Source organism: Photorhabdus hainanensis, assembly GCF_018448965.1.
GTDB classification, from domain to species: Bacteria; Pseudomonadota; Gammaproteobacteria; order Enterobacterales; family Enterobacteriaceae; genus Photorhabdus; species Photorhabdus akhurstii.
Window position 1 is genome coordinate 1 of sequence record NZ_RCWD01000014.1, and the last position, 19,666, is coordinate 19,666.

The 19,666-nt window shown below is 41.7% G+C and carries 18 protein-coding genes and 1 pseudogene; 17 read left to right on the forward strand and 2 right to left on the reverse strand.

Features of this window, described 5'->3' with window-relative positions:
* From EAE92_RS10435 to EAE92_RS25595, 5 genes and pseudogenes are all read left to right on the forward strand, one after another.
* Nucleotides 1–893: type VI secretion IcmF C-terminal domain-containing protein (locus EAE92_RS10435; protein ID WP_281422775.1), on the forward strand; the 893-nt coding region annotated here is incomplete at its 5' end.
* A 363-nt stretch (nucleotides 894–1,256) separates the two neighbouring features.
* The gene (locus EAE92_RS10440; RefSeq protein WP_214068029.1) at nucleotides 1,257–1,445 is read left to right on the forward strand and encodes a hypothetical protein; all 189 of its coding nucleotides are present in this window, start codon (nucleotides 1,257–1,259) and stop codon (nucleotides 1,443–1,445) included.
* Between the two features lie 89 nt (nucleotides 1,446–1,534).
* Nucleotides 1,535–2,107 carry a hypothetical protein gene (locus EAE92_RS10445; RefSeq protein WP_214068030.1) on the forward strand — a complete coding sequence of 191 codons (573 nt, stop codon included), beginning with the start codon at nucleotides 1,535–1,537 and terminating at the stop codon, nucleotides 2,105–2,107.
* Between the two features lie 4 nt (nucleotides 2,108–2,111).
* A complete protein-coding gene (locus EAE92_RS10450) occupies nucleotides 2,112–2,531 on the forward strand; it encodes a type II toxin-antitoxin system YafO family toxin (protein ID WP_036805565.1) in 420 nt (139 codons plus the stop codon).
* 275 nt (nucleotides 2,532–2,806) lie between these two features.
* Nucleotides 2,807–3,569 (forward strand): annotated as a pseudogene (locus EAE92_RS25595) (Thoeris anti-defense Tad2 family protein).
* Between the two features lie 237 nt (nucleotides 3,570–3,806).
* Here EAE92_RS25595 and EAE92_RS10465 read toward each other — a convergent pair.
* Together EAE92_RS10465 and EAE92_RS10470 are read right to left on the reverse strand one after the other, a co-directional pair.
* A complete protein-coding gene (locus EAE92_RS10465; protein WP_235319347.1) occupies nucleotides 3,807–4,115 on the reverse strand; it encodes a hypothetical protein in 309 nt (102 codons plus the stop codon).
* 555 nt (nucleotides 4,116–4,670) lie between these two features.
* On the reverse strand, nucleotides 4,671–5,153 hold the full coding sequence (locus EAE92_RS10470; RefSeq protein WP_246545129.1) for a winged helix-turn-helix domain-containing protein: 483 nt from the start codon (nucleotides 5,151–5,153) through the stop codon (nucleotides 4,671–4,673).
* Between the two features lie 683 nt (nucleotides 5,154–5,836).
* On the opposite strand from EAE92_RS10470, the gene EAE92_RS10475 reads away from it, so the two are divergent.
* The 12 genes from EAE92_RS10475 (at nucleotide 5,837) to EAE92_RS10530 (ending at nucleotide 19,648) form a co-directional block, all read left to right on the forward strand.
* On the forward strand, nucleotides 5,837–6,286 hold the full coding sequence (locus tag EAE92_RS10475; protein WP_214068032.1) for a phage tail protein: 450 nt from the start codon (nucleotides 5,837–5,839) through the stop codon (nucleotides 6,284–6,286).
* Between the two features lie 79 nt (nucleotides 6,287–6,365).
* Nucleotides 6,366–7,466 (forward strand): phage tail sheath family protein, encoded by a 1,101-nt coding sequence (locus EAE92_RS10480; protein WP_046396632.1) that lies wholly within the window; start codon nucleotides 6,366–6,368, stop codon nucleotides 7,464–7,466.
* A gap of 12 nt (nucleotides 7,467–7,478) precedes the next feature.
* Complete coding sequence (locus tag EAE92_RS10485) at nucleotides 7,479–8,897, forward strand: phage tail sheath family protein (protein WP_214068033.1); 1,419 nt, start codon at nucleotides 7,479–7,481, stop codon at nucleotides 8,895–8,897.
* Nucleotides 8,898–8,945: 48 nt separating this feature from the next.
* Nucleotides 8,946–10,145 carry a phage tail sheath family protein gene (locus EAE92_RS10490; RefSeq protein WP_214068034.1) on the forward strand — a complete coding sequence of 400 codons (1,200 nt, stop codon included), beginning with the start codon at nucleotides 8,946–8,948 and terminating at the stop codon, nucleotides 10,143–10,145.
* 13 nt (nucleotides 10,146–10,158) lie between these two features.
* The gene (locus EAE92_RS10495) at nucleotides 10,159–10,617 is read left to right on the forward strand and encodes a phage tail protein (protein WP_036781759.1); all 459 of its coding nucleotides are present in this window, start codon (nucleotides 10,159–10,161) and stop codon (nucleotides 10,615–10,617) included.
* Nucleotides 10,614–10,793, forward strand: a complete 180-nt coding sequence (locus EAE92_RS10500; RefSeq protein WP_036781761.1) for a DUF5908 family protein — start codon at nucleotides 10,614–10,616, stop codon at nucleotides 10,791–10,793. Before EAE92_RS10495 ends, EAE92_RS10500 begins: the two co-directional genes overlap by 4 nt.
* A complete protein-coding gene (locus tag EAE92_RS10505; RefSeq protein ID WP_214068035.1) occupies nucleotides 10,780–11,463 on the forward strand; it encodes a CIS tube protein in 684 nt (227 codons plus the stop codon). Before EAE92_RS10500 ends, EAE92_RS10505 begins: the two co-directional genes overlap by 14 nt.
* Nucleotides 11,460–13,061 (forward strand): phage baseplate assembly protein V, encoded by a 1,602-nt coding sequence (locus EAE92_RS10510; RefSeq protein WP_214068036.1) that lies wholly within the window; start codon nucleotides 11,460–11,462, stop codon nucleotides 13,059–13,061. Before EAE92_RS10505 ends, EAE92_RS10510 begins: the two co-directional genes overlap by 4 nt.
* 13 nt (nucleotides 13,062–13,074) lie before the next feature.
* Nucleotides 13,075–13,491 carry a GPW/gp25 family protein gene (locus EAE92_RS10515; RefSeq protein WP_214068037.1) on the forward strand — a complete coding sequence of 139 codons (417 nt, stop codon included), beginning with the start codon at nucleotides 13,075–13,077 and terminating at the stop codon, nucleotides 13,489–13,491.
* Complete coding sequence (locus EAE92_RS10520) at nucleotides 13,488–13,904, forward strand: hypothetical protein (RefSeq protein ID WP_214068038.1); 417 nt, start codon at nucleotides 13,488–13,490, stop codon at nucleotides 13,902–13,904. Before EAE92_RS10515 ends, EAE92_RS10520 begins: the two co-directional genes overlap by 4 nt.
* Before the next feature lie 82 nt (nucleotides 13,905–13,986).
* Nucleotides 13,987–16,740 (forward strand): hypothetical protein, encoded by a 2,754-nt coding sequence (locus EAE92_RS10525; RefSeq protein ID WP_214068039.1) that lies wholly within the window; start codon nucleotides 13,987–13,989, stop codon nucleotides 16,738–16,740.
* Nucleotides 16,733–19,648, forward strand: a complete 2,916-nt coding sequence (locus EAE92_RS10530; RefSeq protein WP_214068040.1) for a hypothetical protein — start codon at nucleotides 16,733–16,735, stop codon at nucleotides 19,646–19,648. Before EAE92_RS10525 ends, EAE92_RS10530 begins: the two co-directional genes overlap by 8 nt.
* Nucleotides 19,649–19,666: the final 18 nt, after the last annotated feature.

Genomic DNA, 19,666 nt, shown 5'->3' on the forward strand with positions numbered 1-19,666 from the left:
ATTTGACCGATACACAAGGCTATGGCCGCCTGATAGCCGCCAGTCTGGGAGGACAATGGCGGGGTTTTGGTCAGGCAATGTTTGTGGAGCCGTTAACGCAGGCGTGGCAGGGCGTACTGAAACCGGCAGAAGCGAATCTGAACACCCAGTGGCGGACGGCGATAGTGGACAACTGGAACCGGGCATTCACTGGCCGTTACCCGTTTGCCAGAGGGGAAAGTGAAATCTCATTGCCGATGCTGGGGCAGTTTATCCGGTCGGATTCGGGGCGGATAGAGCAGTTTTTGACGCGTCAGTTAGGCGGAATAGTGCATAAAGCGGGGAACCAGTGGGTGGTGGATGAGGTGAATGGTCAGGGCGTGCAGGTTAACCCGGATTTTTTGAAAGCGATAAATCAGCTCAGTCAGCTATCGGACCTGTTGTTTGCCGATGGCAGTCAGGGGCTGCGGTTTGAACTGCGGGCTAAACCGGTGCGGGATGTAGCGGAAACCGACCTGACGATAGATGGACAGCAATTGCGCTATTTTAACCAGATGGAAAGCTGGCAGAGTTTTCGCTGGCCGGGCGAGACCGATGAACCGGGGGTGACGCTGATGTGGACCAGCGTTAATACCGGGGCGCGGTTGTTCGGTGATTACCAGGGAAACTGGGGGCTGATCCGTTGGCTGGCGCGGGCGAAAGCGGAAAGGCTGGATGAAAGCCGTTACCGCCTGATATTTACTGCCCCGGATGGATTACCGTTGATCTGGATTTTACGCACAGAATTGGGGGAAGGGCCGCTGGCATTATTAAAACTGCGCGGATTTAAATTGCCGAAAAATATCTTTGCGGTAAAGCCGGGTAGTCACAGGACAATATCAGCGGTAAATGACGATGATCTGATAGCGGAATAATGCATGCGATTGGAGATAAATGAAGAAATAGCGTAACCGTTAACTGTTTTCGTTAACAGACTAGCTGTCAGGATAAATATCACTACAGATATTCCGATGAAGATGTTTGGCTATATGGGTGAGAGTCGTGATTATACTTTTCTCAGTGAGGAAGGAATGTTGCTATGGTTTTATTGATGTTATTGGCTGTCTTATTATTCGTATGGCATGAATGAGAATGATTCTTCTTTATCGTGATGGGATAATTGAGATTTAAAAAGGAGTGATGAGATTGGAACAGCGATAATCTATTGGATAACATGAGAATAGTAATTATTATCATAGTGACCTGATTATAACAACATATTCAGGTCGCTTTCTAAAGTGATCCTAGTAATTTTCCTGCCGGGAGTGATGGGGAGTAATTTAAAACCGGAAGATAATGTCCCGGTTTGGTTGGTAAATTCTAAGCTTGGTGTTGCAAGTTGGATGGCAAAGAATGCTTCTTATAGAAAAGAGACGTTAGATCCTAGTAAATCTGATTGTGCTTTGATAAGCAAGGATGCAGAATAATGTAAGGTAGTGCGGAAAGCGATGTGTATACTGTACTCCTATATATTTATCCCACAGATAGATCAAAGGGGGTTCACATGACAGTAGGAATGACAACGTTAGTAACGTTGCTAACTCCACTTCCAGACATTAATCAGTTAGCAAAATTGCCAGAGTATCTTTCTGCTCCGATTACGCAATTGGTGCAAGACAGAGCAGAGCAAAAAATGCTGACTGCTCAAGAGGTGATGTCATATTTTTCTGAATCTAAAATGGCGCTTGCCTACCTGAAAGAGAATACCCAAATTGGTATTGAATTACTTGAAACCATTGACCGTGACGGGATCGAACCAGGTATAGATATTCGTGATGTAGTCGAGCGCTACGAATCCGCTGCAAAAATCGCCACGAGCCAACTCCATCTCTTGAAATTAAGTTATATTCTTGCGGAGTCTTCGCCTGCATGGGGACCGCATGTCAAGCTATTCCAAACGCATTCTCAGAGAGCGCTGAGGGTTTTTGCAAATAATAGAAACGTTTTATTGCGTATTGCAACAACGTTAAAGCAGTACTTGCCAGTTAATGCAGGTGAATATACATCGAAAGCCGACGCGGAAAGTTATAAAGAGTTGGTGAATCTCTCGCATAAAAAGCTCGGTATTCCATTACCTGTGTGGGGTTAGGTATATGGTTTACGTCAGCGTGGCGGAAGATCTACTTTTCAATGCGGCTGCTCATGATTACGCAACCATGTTGGCTAAATATTTGAGTGGGGCAGAAGAGGTGTCTGGTTGGCTTGGATGCCAAGGGCGTTTTGAGCGCAACATGCAGGCTATGGAATCAGGAATATGGAAGTTACATATTCTTCCTCTGAATGAAAAACCGTGGCCGGCAAATATGATGCTACACAACAGGAAAAGTGACAATTATCTGGTTTATGCCCAACATTGGTATTATGAAAATCATTATCAGGTCGTGGCCGTGGTGATACCAGATGCACACTCGCGTATTGATAGGCTCTTGGATAAACTTGTTCATATCGTAGAAGACTCTTTTCAGTGTCTAAATGAGCGGGAATTAAGACTGCTTAATCATGTAAGCGTATGAACCCATTTACTAAGAAAAACAATAGACCTGCTCCGACAGGTTTTTTTATGGAGTTTTCACAATGCCAATCTATTGGAGATAAATGAGGAAATATCATAATCACTAGCCATTCTTATTAATAGTTTACGCTTAGTACTCGCGGTGCTTTACCGTCTATGAAGTAGTAAACTTAAGAATATTCGGTTGAAGTAAGAATCTAATTTGAATAATATCTTATGGCTATTTGGCAGTAAGATGAAATTACCTTTATTAATAAATAATTAAGTGAGGTGTTTATGTCTGAAATTAATAAGCCAGAAGTTACTGAAATAGAAAATAAACTCCCTGAGCATAAATCATTAAACCCTGATCAATACAAATGTAATCATGTTGTTGCCCCAGAAAATTCTTGTCCGTGGGCGATTATTCAAGTGTATCTAGGAAATCAAGCACGTCGTGGTGATTGGGATTCTCCTAATGAATGCATACGCCTTATTCCTGAATCGATTGCTAACAGTGAAGGCAACTTAATTTATATTGAGAAGTGCGATAAGCATGGGCATTGGTTACCCTGGCAACCAACGCCGGAAGATATAATGGGTAGTGATTGGTCATTGAGCTAGATAACAATATGTTGGTTTTTGATGTTACCTTGGGGACTAGTAAGTATGATACTGGGCAGGATTGGGGATATATGAGTGACAAGGGAATCTTTGGTAAGGGAGAATCTACTTTCGGTACTTTAAATATAACCCAAAATAAAATAGATATTAAAAGCATTTTAATGCTCTACTATAATAGCGGCGGATTGTGTTTGAGAGTATATTTTGATAAAGCTAATTATCAGAAAGTTAAAGAAGTATTCAAGAAGAATTTTTATGTCTCAGTTGATAATGTAACTTATGATTTTGGAACTTTCTTGTATGATCATGATGCAGATAACGATAATTATGAATACGATGTCTACTATTATGCATCGGAAAACCCAACCGTAGAAAAACTAGGTGCCATAATGAAAAAACAGGTGAAACCAAGCGTTTTTACTGTAACTGGCGTTAACTATATTATGTTGAATTCCAAGCCTCTCACTTGCGGGGTTTTTCATATATAAAGTCCACTTCCACGTTCTCAGATAATGTTTAATGTAGCATTCAATTTCAACTACCGAGTAATCCTCGGTAGTTGATAAGTATTTAGCAGAGAATGAAGATGTTACTTTCTGCGTAGTGAAGTTTGAGCTATATATTGAACTAAATTTTTATATACGAGAGACATATAGCTAACTCTTAAGAATTTTTATACCCAATTAAATTCAGCTTCGGTAGTCAGGGTTGCGTCTAAATTGACGGCTGTAATTCTATAGTAATAAATAGCGTTAGGAGGCGCGTTGAGTATTTTAGTTTCTCCAGGCCAGACATCAATAGAATTATAGAATTCATACTCCCCAAATGGGGACGCCCAGAAATTTAAAACCCTCATTGCTGCTTGGCCTTTGTTTTTTATTGCTATATTTCTCCATCGAATAGGAATGGTTATATTCCCATTTTTATAAGCTTCGATAGCTTGGTTAGGGTTTAGGAATATTTTGAAATCTGTTAATATCATATTGGTTTCCTTATTATTACTGTTATTTGTTGGCATATATAATCAGGTGATTTGACCTGTGAAATTTAACTTAACACTTTCCATGAGCAGTTAAATATTGAAATTTATCAGTGATGTAAAAGGAATAAGGTAAACATAAAAGCGGTTAATACACATTCCATGCTACGCATTGCGTGGCCTTTTCTTTTTTCACACACGTTTAACAGGATCTTAATTTCTAGTGGGGGTGGAAATATGAAATTCATGGACAAGCCGCCTGACATCTGGATGCAGCTATGGTTATGGCTGTTATTAGTCAAAGAGATACGAAAATCCTGACAGTGGCGAGGACATATATTCCTGACGGATTTATTGCCGATAGCGGTAGTCGTAATTAATGACTAAGGAGTTACACCGACAAAAAAGGATATTATGAATAATGATTTTTTCTTATTAAAGCGGCTCATAAGTTGCTGAAATGAGCCGCAAAGAAGAAGTGAATAACTCGTGTATGCTGTTTAATTTAATGGACCTCCATTGACCGGAATTTAATTGTTTTGTAAATAAAAATCATCATTATCTCTTAGCCAGAAAGGGGGCAGTATATAGGATAGTTGATATCCAGATGATTGCAGTGATAAACATAACAATCATCTTGGTGAAACGCCAATAAAATGGTTTTGGAGGTGTAGCGATGGAAATAGGTAATTTGGTATTTTGGGGCTGACTATTATCTTGTTCGTTATCTTGATATGGCAGGATAAAACGATAGCCTTGTCGGTATACCGTGTGTATGGCTTCGTCGAGATCACAATAGCGTAACGTTCGGCGTAACTTACAGACTAATTGCAATAAATTGGTTTCTGCTACGCCGTTTTTGCGTTCAGGCCAAACCAGAGGGATTAATTGTTCCCGATTTAATGTCTTCCCTTGTGATGCATGTTCCCACAATGCGAGTAGCAGGCGTTTCTCTTTTTCAGTAATGATAAATACATTTTTACCATAAATTATTTTGTTTGAGTCACAGTCTAAATAAACATCTCTAGTTATTTTCAACATAACGCATTCTCTGCCTCTGTTTAATGTTTGTCTATTCGCTATAGCCAAGATGGCTTAATTAGGCTTATGCCTGTCAGAACTTATATAGTTTTCCCATGAGTAATGCAAGAAAATAAATTATTTAAAATCTTTTATTTTATTTTGTCATGTGAGTTATTTTTCTGTTTTTTATTTATAAATAAAAATAATGATAATTAATTATTAGTTTTATTTATATTATGATGATTGTGCCTTTATTGTTCGTGAAGTGATAGAAGTGTTGTAAATATAGATAAAATATTTTTAGGTATTATTGATTGTATATAAATTCATTTTGTAAAAATAAGTGAATAGATATCCATGAGAAATAATGCTGTGAATTGAGGGTAATTTCCATATGTAATTGAATTAATAGATAAAAAATTGATAAAAATAATTATTTTTTATTTTTAACTTTTATTTAGCGGTATTTGAGTGATTACTGTTCAATAAACAGTTTAAAGCTCCAACAGTGTGATGTTTATCACGTATTAACTTACGTTAATCAGTAGTCAGGTCGCCTCATTCCCTTGAATGAGGGTTTGGATATTAAAGCACGGTGAATACACAAGTCAGGCATTAGGCATGATACCTAAGGGCGGTAGCGTACCTAAAATGATGTGTGTTTTAACCCGGTTATGAATTTAACTCTTAAGGAAATAACAATGTCTACAACTGCCGATCAAATTGCTGTTCAATACCCCATTCCAACTTACCGTTTTGTCGTGACCGTTGGTGATGAGCAAATGTCTTTTCAAAGTGTATCGGGATTAGATATTAGCTATGACACGATTGAATATCGTGATGGAATTGGTAATTGGTTACAAATGCCCGGTCAACGCCAGAGACCAACCATTACCTTAAAGCGCGGTATTTTTAAAGGGCAATCTAAATTGTACGATTGGATTAACTCTATTTCGCTTAATCAGATAGAGAAGAAAGATATTTCTATTAGTCTCACCGATGAAACAGGTTCAAACCTGCTGATTACTTGGAATATTTCTAATGCTTTCCCAGAAAAACTAACCGCCCCCAGTTTTGATGCCACCAGTAATGAAGTTGCGGTGCAGGAAATAAGTTTGAAAGCCGATCGGGTGACTGTTGAATTCCATTAATACACTGCTTGGTGTCAGGACTGTTTGTTGTCAGGAATAGTCTGGCACGTCAATGCAGTGCTTTTTAAAGGCGAATATTATGACAATTGATACATCTTATCCGGGTGTCTATATTGAAGAAGATGCTTCATTGGCACTCTCTGTCCGTTCCAGTGCAACGGCGGTACCTGTTTTTGCAGTTGCAAATGATAATAAATTTTTATCTGCAGATTATATCCGTATCAGTAGTTGGCTGGACTATTTGACACGAAAAGATGGGCAATTTGATCCTGATGATAAGCTTGATGTTTCACTACGTGCCTATTTTATTAATGGCGGTGGATATTGTTATCTTATTAAAACCGAAGAGTTAGTAAACCAAGTTCCGAAGCTGGATGATGTTACATTGCTGGTTGCTGCCGGAGAGAATATTACTACTGCTGTAGATACACTTTGCCAACCGGGTAAAAGCTTATTTACCATTTTTGATGGTCCAGTCACTCAAATAGATTCGAACCAAAAACCCGACGAAGTACTTAAGATTTATACCGTCACCGCCTATGGCGCAGTTTATTATCCTTGGTTGACCGCTGAGTGGGGAGAAAAAGATAAAGAAGGGAAAAGAGCTAGCGTTAATATTCCACCCAGCGCAGTAATGGCCGGTATCTATGCCAGTGTCGATAATAGTCGGGGTGTTTGGAAAGCACCGGCTAACGTCCCTATTCAAGGAGGATTACAACCTAAATATCCGGTGACTGATGACCTGCAAGGACAATATAACAAAGATAACGCTAAAGCGTTGAATATGATTCGTACCTTTCCTAAGAGTGGCACATTGGTGTGGGGGGCTCGTACGCTTGAGGGCAGTGATAACTGGTGTTATATCCCGGTTCGCCGTCTGTTTAACAGTGTAGAGCGAGATATTAAAAATGCCATGAGTTTCGCGGTCTTTGAACCGAACAGTCAACCCACTTGGGAAGCGGTGCGTCGAGCTATCGATAATTATCTCTATTCCCTCTGGCAACAAGGGGGATTGGTGGGTAATAAAGCTGAACAGGCTTATTTTGTTCATATTGGTAAAGGTATCACCATGACTGATGACAAGATTAAACGTGGTGAAATGATCGTTAAAGTGGGTATGGCGGCAGTTCGTCCAGCCGAATTTATTATCTTGCAGTTTACACAGAATATGAACCAATAGAAGGGAAGGAATATGGCCACACAAACTTCTACTCCTGGCGTCTATATTGAAGAAGATGCTTCACTGGCGCTTTCTGTTAGTCAAGGAAGCACGGCAATCCCGGTTTTTATTGGGCGTTTCTTTCCGAAAGAAACGAGTACGATGCCAAAAATAACACGTGTTAATAGCTGGTTGGATTTCACTAATCTGTTTCATGTGGGTTGTGTTAAGTCAATAGCCATCAAATCAACTCCTCCGTCTACCGCCGCTAAAAAAACTAGAAAAGTTGAAGGTGTTGTATCGGTTAAAAACAATGATAATGGAGAGGCTAGTAGCGATACAACAAATGAAAACGAAAATGAAAAAAATGAAAGTGAAAACGAAAACGGAAAGAAAACCGATTACACTTACGAGGTGACAGTTAATTACACAATAAGCAGTGATGCCTTAAAACTTTATTTTCAAAATGGCGGTGGACCTTGTTATATCCTACCGATTGCTAAGTCGGAAGATTCTAATATGCTGGCTTTAATCCCTGAGTTAATTAAGCAAGCTTTAGAAATTACTTTAATCGTCTGTCCTGAACAAGATTCTGATTACCAGAGCAAGATATATAACAATCTGACATCTTCATTATTGGATGAGGGCTATTTCCTTATCGCTGACAATCAGGATAAAACATCTGTTATCAGTGTTAACGTACCCTCACAAACCGCGACGTATTATCCTGCGGTAAAAGTTTCGCAGCTTATGCAAACGGAAGAGGAGCGTGTAGTTGTTACAGGTTATGAGGATGCAAAAGAAAACGATGTTAATAATCTGACGGAACTCAAAGAGAAAAACTCGGATGTCTATAAGAAGGCTGTTACTGCAATAGAGAATATAAACAAAACTATTCCCGCTAGTGCAATCATGGCCGGTGTCTATTGCGCCACTGATGCCAACCGCGGTGTTTGGAAAGCACCGGCTAACATTATGCTGAATGGGATTAGCGATGTGAACGAACGGCTCACTGACGATGACCAAAAAGTCATGAACCCGAAAGGTATTAATGCCATCCGTTATTTCAGCAACAAAGGTTTTGTTGTCTGGGGCGCACGTACCCTGAAAAAAGATGATGACAACTGGCGTTACATTCCGGTACGGCGTCTATTTAATGCGGCGGAGCGGGATATCAAACAGGCAATGCGATTTGCCGTCTTTGAGCCTAATAGCCAACCGACTTGGGAGAGAGTACGGTCAGCCATTGACAACTATCTCCATCAACTCTGGCAACAAGGGGCGCTGGTCGGCAGTAATCCTCAAGAAGCCTATTTTGTCCAAATTGGTCAAGGTGTCACTATGTCTGACGACGACATTACACATGGAAGAATGATCGTCAAGGTTGGCATGGCGGCAGTCCGTCCGGCTGAATTTATTATCCTGAAATTTTCGCAAAAAGTAGCACAGTAACCGTACTGGGGCGCGGTTTGCCGCGCCTGTCCTGTAGAGGAAACGATAATGGAAATAAAACAGCCGGGCGTGACAATCGCGGAGAAGCTGATATCCCAGACGCCAGATGATGCATTTATGGGTATACCGGTTTTTATTGGTTATATTCCAAAAATTTCGGCCAGTAAAACCCGTTCGGGTAGTAAAACCATAGTTAAATTAAACAGCCTGACCGACTTTACCCTAAAATTTCACGAGTCAGGATTAATGTACTACTCCGTGCGTCATTTTTTCGAAAATGGCGGTCAACAAGCCTATGTACTGCCGCTGGCCTCTGATGAACCACTGAACGATTTTCAATCATTGATCACTGCGCTGCGACAAAATTGGCTTAAGCAGGCTATTGCCGCGGAAAGTACTATCACCCTGATTATCGTTCCTGATGTTGTCCTGTTTAATCAAATGGAAGAACTAGGTGCTGACATCGATCTTTGGCTACAGTTTTGGCAGTCAGTACTCGACCTTTGCAAGAGCCGACGTGGCATCATGGGATTGCTGGATGCCCCGGATGATCCGGTACTGGCCGCTACATGTTTAGAGCAGTTTTCCTCAAGCGATCGGCAATGGGGCGCGGTATATTGGCCGGGATTGAAAACCACATATCAAGAAAATGGTCAACATATCATCCTTTCGCCTACCGCGGCGGTGGCTGCGGTTATCCAAAGTAATGATAATCAGCAAGGTATCTGGACTGCTCCGGCCAACGTGGCTTTAGCTAAGGTGGTCAGCCCAATACGCTCTTTTATTGAAGCTGATGCGCTCTTTAATCAGAATGGCACTTCGTTGAATCTGGTTCGCAGCTTCCCCGGTAAAGGAATTAAAGTCTGGGGATGCCGAACTCTGGACAACTTCTCCGGCTCTCCCTGGCGCTATATCCAAACTCGCCGCTTGGTCTCTTATATCGAAGCGCATATCACCCGATTAGGCCGGGCTTTTGTTTTCGAACCCAATAACGCCGTCACTTGGATGAAACTTAAGGGTCAAACCTACAACTGGTTGCATCAATTATGGTTAAAAGGCGGGCTGCTAGGTACCCACGAAGAACAGGCATTTGACATATTACTCGGTGTTGACGAATCAATGAGTGAAGCGGATCTGCGAGCCGGGAAAATGATCATGAAAATCAAACTGGCTCTACTCATTCCGGCGGAATTTATTGAACTGAGTTTGACGTTTGATACACGTACCGGGATAACGGGATTAAATTAAACAGGGGCAAAATATGCACAATCTATACACCCCGTCTGTGTCACATCGTTTTATCGCCAGTTTTCTGTTTAACAACATTCCCAGTCCGCTTGATATCGCTTTTCAGCGTATATCGGGACTTAGCCGTGAACTGCAAACCACGCAACACAGCCAGGGCGGGGAAAATGCCAGAAACGTTTGGCTGGCCGAGAAGATCCAGCACGGTAGTTTGGTATTGGAGCGTGGTGTTATGACGGTTACACCGCTTACTCTGATATTTGATCGTGTCTTGCGTGGAGAAAAAGCGGTTTATGCTGATGTGGTCATCATGTTGCTGAATGAAAATTTTTTACCTGTGGCAAGCTGGACTGTGAGTAACGCGTTACCGGTTCGTTGGTCTACCGGTGACTTTGATGCCAATAGCAATGCTGTTTTGGTGAACTCCCTAGAGTTACGTTATCAGGATATGCGCTGGTTAGGAGTGAAAGCATGACTGTAGAAATTAAGGAACTGATTATTCAGGCTAAAGTCACCGATTCTACGAGTGATTTATCATCTCCGCGAACATTAGCCCAAGAAGCGTTAGATGACGCTCTCCTGATTGAAAGGATTAAACGGGAGGTGTTAGAGGCATTACGTGAAACAGGGGGCCAGTATGAGCTTAATTGAACGCAGCCTGTCCAAACTCACGCTGACCGCTTTTAAAGATCGGGAAGGTAAAATCTTGGTGGGCAGTTTACCGGTGATGTATAACCCTGATGCGATCCAGTTCAATTATCAAGCCAATTATAAAAACGATGAAAGCATTACCCATATTCACCAAAGTAACCACCATGTGTCGTCTCAGCCTGCGGGCCTGTCATTAGATCTGCTGTTTGATGCATCAATGCCCGGCAACAGTACGCCGATCGAAACCCAACTGTCGACGCTGAAAACCCTCTGCGCCGTTGATGCCGGTACCAAAGTCCCGCATTTTCTTAAAATCAAATGGGGCAAAATGCGTTGGGAAAATAAAGGTTATTTTGCCTGCCGGGCCAGTGGTCTCACTATTCATTACACCTTGTTTGACCGGGACGCCATGCCATTACGGGCAATGGCTGCCTTGTCGCTGGTGGCGGATGAGAGCTTTGTTATTCAGTCCACTGAGCAGCAGTTAAAATCGCCACCGGCTACCGCGGTTAGCGTAACCGATATGCTCTCTCTACCATTGATTGCACTGGGCGCGGGCGCGGCTCTGGCGGGGGGTATCGATTATCTTTCACTGGCTTGGCAAAACGATCTGGATAATCTTGATGATTTCACGCCGGGACAAACGCTGCAAGCACGGAGGGAAGCATGAAGATACCCACGCTCGCGATTAAGATAGGCGGCAAAACGCTCAATCAGTTTACGGTTATCGGTTTGTCAGTAAATTACCCTATCAATGGCATTCCTTCGGCTAACGTCACTTTGGCTATTGTTGGTGATACCAGCCATATTTTTGATGCCAAGGCGCAAGCTGAACTGGCAAGTTGTCGTCCGAATCATGAACTTATTGTGCAGATCAAAAAAAGTGTGGTGTTTAAAGGGATTATTGTTCAGCAGACATTGAAGCTTAAAGGTCAGGAGAGTCTAATGATTCTGACGGCAAAACATCCACTGCAAAAATTAACCCATAGTTTCCACTCGCAGCTATTCAGTAAACAGAGTGATGAGGCGATTATCAAGAAGCTGTTCAGCCAGGCCGGAGTGTCTGTCACGATAAAACAAGCGCCCCAACTTAAAACGGTACATGAGCAAATGGTGCAGTTTCGTTGCAATGATTGGACATTCTTAAAGAGCCGACTCAGTGCTACCAATACTTGGCTGATCCCAAGCCGTGACGCTATTACGTTGGCAACACCGGAATCACTTAATCGGTCAACCGTACATACCATTCGCCAGAGCGGCGACCTTCGGGACATTGTGCTGTTTGAAGCGAATCTGCAATGGGATAATCAGCGCAGCCCCAAAGCGGTAAGTGTACAGTCTTGGGACATTAACCAACAGAAGCTGTCTCAGGCAGTTCAGGCGAAGCATAGTGGGTTTGGGCATGGTCAACTTGCTACCGACACGTTGAAACCGCTGACCGATCAAGAGTGGCAATGGATTTTCAGCAGTCCATTGGATAATGAACAAACCAGGCAGTTTACTCAAAGCATCATGGGTAACCGACGTAGCCATAATATATCCGGCAGTTTTGAGGTTGCAGGCAATGATCGTTATCAGCCGGGTGATGTTTTGGCATTAACTGGCTTCGGGCAGGGGATGGATGGTCAGGCGATTATCACCGGCGTCAACCAGATCATCAACCAGCGACAAGGTTGGCGCACCCGGTTAACGTTAGGCATGCAAGCAGATGTAGAACAGGTTGTACCTCAGGTTAAAGAACTGCATGTCGGGATCGTAGAAAAATACCAACAGGATAGCCAATCGCTAGGTCGTATTCCGGTCAAAATACCGGCTTTAAACTTAACCAACGGCACGCTGTTTGCCCGCTTAGGTAAACCTTACGCCAGTCATGAGAGTGGATTTTGCTTCTACCCGGAACCGGGAGATGAGGTGATTATCGGCTTCTTTGAATGTGATCCTCGTTTTCCGGTGATATTAGGCGCCATGCATAATCCTAAAAATAGATCACCGGTGGAACCGAGTGAAAAGAATTTGGTGAAAACCTTAGTGATTAAACAGGGAGAGAATCAGCAGGCATTAATCTTCGATAATAAAGACAATACACTCGCGTTTAATAGTGGAAAAAATACCTTATCTCTGCAACAGGATAAAGATATCACCATTAATTCCGCTAAAAATCTCATTACTCAGGCGCAGGAAATTAATATTCAAGCCGAAAAATCCCTATCAGCTGCGGGAAAATCTGGGGTTGATATTAAAGGGGCGAAAATTAATTTAACACAATAATAGGTTAAATAAGATGGAAAATAAAATATTAGCCGATATTTATGGTCGGGGCTGGGCATTTCCGCCACAGTTTTCTTTTCAGACGGGAATCATTATGGCAGAAGGGGCAGAACATGTCCGCCAGAGTATGAAAGTTCTTTTTCTGACGGAACCTGGAGAGCGGATTATGCGTGAAGATTACGGTTGTGGCCTAAATGATTATATGTTTGAAAATATCAGTGATGAACTGATGGCTCATATTCAAACGCGTATTGAAGAGCGAGTATTACGTTATGAACCCCGCGCAGAAATTACTGAAATTCAGGTGAATCAAAAAATAAATTTACCGAATACTCTGCATATTAAGGTGAATTATGCCCTGAGAGGCAGCGAAATTAGCCAGCAAATTGAAGGCATTCTGGAGGTTGGCGAAGGAGAAGTCATCTTATGAGTAAACAACTGGTGGTGGATGGCGACACTCTATTATTCGAACCTTTATTCGGCAACCGGCAGGTCGCCATCTTAGGGCCTGCAACCATTCGGGGTAGCGGGCACGTGCAAATTCGGGGGAAAAAGATCGTGATAATGGGTGATGAAAAAAAGGTCCAATTTCAGGCGCAATATATTACCCCTAGCCATCCGGGACCCGGCATGGGTATGGTTACCATTGCTCAATTAGATGCCAGCCAGCAGGTAAACTTTTGTCGTAGCCCTGTCACGGTAATTGTTGTCGGGCAGCAATTTATTGCCCGTTTTACCCCAACACAGCCAGCGAGTAATCCGTCAGGCGTGTTAGATATAACCGCACCCAGTATGGGAAAAGGCCGGTTTATTGCCGGTCAATACGCTGTCAGTGCCGGATAAATAACGCTTTAATTTATTTTTAAATAATAACGATCTCCTGAAAATATATTAAAGTTATATGCAAATAACGGGTGGTATAAATATGGGACAGACCGGATTACATAATAAACTTACCGCTATTGTGTCTGAGACGGATTTTAAACTTGATGAAAGAAGCACATTAGATATTTTAGACTGGCTTAAAGAATACGCCGAAAAAATTCCTTTTGGTCAAGAAAAAGAGCAGTTTTGGAGTCGCTTCTATTTTATTCAGGAAAACACGCCACAGCAATTAGCGGATATTTACCAAGAAGCGAATAGAGCAAATGGTACTTTACCCGCTCATCAAGCTTTTTTACTGGCTTTTTTAAAACTGTTAGAAACAACGAAAATATTATTCAATACTTTTCCGGCACGTCATCGAGATCTTTATTACCGGGAATTATTGGGCTTGAAACCGAGAGATGCTCAAGCGGATCGGGTGGCGATAGGAATTACCTTGAATTCTGATCGTGCTGAATATCTTATTCCGAAAGGAACTCTCTTTGATGCCGGACATGATAGCGCTGGCAATCCATTACAATATGGATCCGAGTTGAATGTATTGGCAAACCAAGGGGAATTGACTGACCTGTGTTGGTATCGAAAAGAGGGGAATGGCTGGAAATCGGCAATACCACTGAATCTTGCAGATAACATTGAATTTCCTGAAAACGGTATTCGGCTTTTTAGCCCAACGCCTGATGATGTTTCGGTTCTGTCCGGTTATTTAATTACTTCGCCTTTATTTACGATGCCGGCAGGAGAGCGCACGATTAAAGTCACATTAATAAGCGAGTGGCAGGGGGATTCTAATCAAATCACCGCTCAGATTAGCTCGGGAGATCACTGGCTTTTTCTATCAGTAGAAAAAGAAAATGTTAACCTTAAACTCAGCTTATCCGCTAATGATGACCCCACTAGCCCGCCTAATGCGTTAGATAATATGACGTTTGATGTACCGGTACTAAAACTGAGTACCAAACAGGGACCGATGTTGCCGCAGATTAAAGACATCGAGATCAACATCAACATTAACGACAACCGTAGTGTGAACTATGCCTCTGATGGCGGTATTGAACAAATAAATGCGACTAGTTTTCCTTTTGGTCAATCACCGTTATTAGGCTCTGGTTTTAATCTGGTTGCCCCTGAATGGTATAACTCCGAAAACGCGACCTTGATGATTACCCCTCAATGGGTTGGCTTGCCTACAGTAAATTTTTCAACATGGTATGAAGGATATAAGACCAAGCCCGATAATAGTGCATTTAAAATACAGGGTTACTTAGTCACGCCTCAAAAGAGAGAAATACTTAAGGGAAAAATACTTAATAAAGAAACAATTAATAAAGCTGAATCTCAGTCATTATTCAATGGAGGTAGTGGAGATAATAATAAACCACAAGGACGAAGCTTAGAATTTACCTTGCCAACGATGAATTTTCCCCTTGCGGACAGCTTAAATCCTAATGATTGGCCTGCATTCGTGCGTATAGAATTGGCCGGACAGGATTTTATGCATACCCAATATTGGAAAGATCCGAAAGATAAAAATTTACCTTATATCCCACAAATCAGTGCATTGCAGATTCAATTCAACGTTGAAGTTAAATCTAAGCAATTTACTGTTTACCCTCTGACGCCTTTTGGCCGGGGCGAGGCAACAGCAGAAATGCCGACATTGACTCATGATGCATTCTATTTAGGCTTTACGGGGGTACTACCGGGGCAAACTTTATCTCTCTATTGGCAACTAGAAGGGGTCAAAGTACTCGATTTATCTTGGTTTTACCTCGACGAGCACAATACTTGGAGTAAATTGGATAAATTAGTTGATGATCAAACCGGCAGCCTGTTTGACCGGGGTATCTGGCGCACTTTATTGCCACAAGATGCATCAAATCAGGCCGCTCTGATGCCGACAGGGCGGTACTGGTTGAAAGCTGAGATAGTTGGAAAAACTGATCCCCAAGATTACCCACGTATTAAAGGTTTGCTGTATAACGCCACCATCGCCACATTAGCCAACGCAGAAACTGTTGAACAGGAGCATTTTATTAATGGATTGGCTGCTGACAGCATAAAACAGCCGGTGGCCACGATTGCTGCAATCAACAGCGTCACGCAACCTTGGGCTTCTTGGAATGGTCGTTCTCGAGAAACGGAGCAAGCCTTCTTAAAACGAATCCCTGTCCGATTGTCCCACCGTAACCGGGTACTGAGTTGGGGAAACATGGTCACCTTACTAAAAGATCATTTTGTTAGCCTATTTGATGTCAGATACCATTCAGGCAGCCAATTAACCACCATTCCGGCGCCAGAAAAACAACAACTGATAGTTATCCCGGATAATCGTTACAAGGATAACGATGACGCGTTACGCCCAACACTAAACCCGGCGCGATTGGCAGAGATGGTCTTATGGATAAGTCAGTTAAGTAGCCCTTGGGCAGTCATTGAAATCAACAATCCTACTTATATTGACGTTAGTGTGAGCTATCAAGTGACCTTTATTTCAGACGTTAATTCTGACTACGGCCATTACCAATTACAGCAACAATTAAGCCGAATATATATGCCGTGGGCAGAGAATCCTGCTATCGGTGTAGCAACCGGTAATCGCATTGACTACTACCAGTTGTTAGCCACTATCCAACAATCCCCTCTGGTTGAGCGTGTCACTAATTTAAGCCTAACCATAGCTGACCAAACTAAAGGGGCCGTGGGTGCAAGTATCGAAGCTAAAGATAATGAAGTGCTGATTTTAGTTTGGACAGATAAGCGTCTTTCAAGCCAAGGAGTTGATAATGAATAATCAGGATGCTCTGTTTCCCATCATTAAAGACGATATTGCCTTTGATACTTTACTTGCTCAGGCCAAGGCTATTATTGAGCAATATTCCGGTCAATATTGGAGTGATATGAGTGAAAATGATCCCGGTATCACCTTATTGGAAGCCTGTTGTTATAGCGCGTCTGATTTAGCTTATCGTCACTCATTACCACTGAAAGATCTGCTGACGCCCATTCCAGAGGAACAGACCGCAGGAGAGGGTATTTTCCCTCACGAGTTTGGCCCGCAACAGATGCTGACTTGTGGCCCTATTACTGCGGAAGATTATCGCCGGGTGCTATTAGACTTGCATAGTGACGACACGGTTAATGGTTACTTTTTATTTAATGATGCACAGCTGATATGCGAACCTAAAGATCAACGCTACACATACTGGTATAGCAAAAAGAAACGTGAATACGGTTTTATTCGAACCCCAGATTCAGATAGTGAAGAGTTAACATTAAGAGGAAATTATTGGCTTTATTTGCTGGCAAGCCGGGAAAGTGAAAATAATAAAACCCCAACTGAGGACAGATTAAAGGCGTTTCTGAAAGATAATCGTAATTTGGGAGAATGGGTGAGTAAAATTATCTGGTTACAACCCGTTGATTTACCATTGAAGATCGATATTCAGCTTGATGATGATGTTAAAGATATCGCTGACATATTCGCCCAAATTTATATGACAGCGGAACAAACGATAATTGAAAAGCCGCGACGTTATACCACCCAAGCGATGAAAGAGATGGGTTACAATAATGAAGAAATTTTTGATGGGCCTTATTTACATCACGGTTGGATACCGCAATTACCGCCGATCAGAGATTACAACGGCACTAGGGTATTAAACTTAAGCCATTTGGTTAACCAATTATTGGCGATTAAAGGTGTTCAAAGTGTAACCCGGTTGGAGTTAGATAAGGAGAAATATGATGCTAACATTATCTCCCCGTTACCGGACGATAATTGGTCTTGGAAAATTGTTAAAGGATATTATCCCAGACTATGGGGCGAAGATCCTTTATCATTAATGACTTCATCAGATAGCCCATTGACTATTATCGCCAAAGGTGGTGTGAAAGTTACAATTTCTAAGGAAGATATAGAGAAAAAACTCATCACAGAACCGTTGATTAATACAAAAGCAGAATTATTGCATTGGGGCAAGCATCGTAAAGTGGGGGATTATTATCCGGTAAGAAATAAATTACCCGCGTGTTATGGATTGAAAAAGAATAATAAACAAACCTTACAACAACTACAGTTACACCAATTTATGCTGCCTTTTGAACAATTGTTAGCTAATGGTTGTGCTGAACTTGCTTTATTGCCAAAACTATTGGCGTTTAAACAACGAGGAAATAGGGTACATGGTGCACAATGGCCTTTTAAAGTTAATACAGTTAGTCAGAATGTTCATCGGGAGATAATGCCTGACTTAATTAAAAAATTGAATGATGATGCGCAAATTGATAATGGTGATGGTATCCAGGAACGTAATTATGTAAAAGAGCTGGTTATCCTGGAGTATCTATTAGGCTATTTTGGTGCGCATCGAGCAGACAGACCACTTATTCTCAATCGGCAGGAGTTCTTATCCACTCAGCGCGGTTATTTGGCTCAGCAACCGGAGCTGGCCTATCATCGTAATAATATTCGGATTGATAAAGTATCGGCGCTGCAAAAACGAATTGCAGCCCGGTTAGGTTTGGGAAGAAAATGTTTTAGTGAACCGCCTGATTTAGCTGATCTACCTTTCTATTTGATTGAACATCGTCGGCTATTACCAGTGAAGCCTGATGAAGCATTCAACGATGAACAAACACCGGATGGATTGGAAATTAAAAATCATCCTGATTCTAAAAGCCATCACTTAATTATCATTCAACAAAATGTGGCAGGGCGGTTATTGCACGGTCAAATGATTAACTTGATTATTAAAGGTGAGAACGGATTCACATTGCGGGGCCAAGTAATCACTGAGATTACAGAAAAATCATTTTATCTTGACACCCGTAACAGTGTTGCTCTGGAATATAATCTGGACAGAGTACAGCAGGCATTTACTGACAAAAAACTATGCTGGCAAAATAGCCCGGTGTGGTTGGAAGATATGGATTATCAACTGGTTTATGCCGATGAGACAGATCAAATAGATGATAAAGATGAACACTGGATTATTTCCAGCCCGCAAAGCCATTTTCCCGCCATGATTAAAGAGGATGACGAAATTACGCTAAAATATAAAATTACCCCTTATGAGCCAGACAAAAAAAGATCAGCTAATGTAAATTCTCCATCTGATTATATGCTTAAAGCTGTGGTGAAAGAATTCGATCATATTGAGGGTAGAATATTAATTAAACGAGATAAAGACAATAAAGCTGTTTTTCCAAAGAAGGAAAATGCGTGGCGTTATCGCTGGTATTTCTCTGGTGCAAAATACGCGCATACTGATCGTTTCTCGTTTGTCGTCAGTGTAGTCATTAATCGTCAATTAATTGAAAATAATAATGTTGATCCTCATAAGCTGGAGGCGTGGGTAAAAACTGAGATTTTAGCTGAATTTCCTGCTCATGTTTCAATGATTATCCATTGGTTACCAACCGACCATTTTAGAAATTTTGCCAGTACCTATAAACGTTGGCAAAATAATGGTTCTGCTTTAGGAGATGAAGCATACCATATTTTAGAAATGTTAACTTTAGGTCGCCTGCCTTCCCCATTAACGGGGACAGGGAATATGAGAATTGCTACTAAAGAGCAAAGAACTGAGGTCATTGGTGAATCTGAAACAGAATGGCATTCTAAATTTATTGAGAGTAACCAGTTGTTGTATGTGCCTAAAGTTCAAGAAGATATTTTTCGTAATAAAGACAAAGATTGATTTATTTATAAGGTGATG